Source organism: Leifsonia sp. HAY1-4F, from assembly GCF_056755275.1.
In genome coordinates, this window is sequence record NZ_JBNDHX010000648.1 from 1 (window position 1) to 235 (window position 235).

The following is a 235-nucleotide window of genomic DNA, read 5'->3' on the forward strand; positions in this document are numbered from 1 at the left end:
CGGGGAGACCGCGCCGCACCAGTAGCTCTGGCCGTAGGCGCTGGGCACGGCGAGGTACTGCAGCTTCAGGCTGGGTGCCGCCTGCTGGATGCCGCCGAGAGCCCAGGAACCGGTCCCGATCATCGCGCCCTTGCCCTGCTCGAACTGCTGCGTCACCTGGTCGCAGGTGAGCCCGGCCAATGCACGAGGCTCGACGTCTTGTGTGGACAGCTGGTTCCAGGTATTGAGCGCGTCG

At 68.1% G+C, this 235-nt stretch carries 1 protein-coding gene; it reads right to left on the reverse strand.

The genetic code is table 11. The features are described 5' to 3' along the window. The coding region (locus ACPYOG_RS20840) for a hypothetical protein (RefSeq protein WP_481295957.1) at positions 1–180 on the reverse strand (180 nt) is incomplete at its 3' end. Between the last annotated feature and the right edge of the window lie 55 nt (positions 181–235).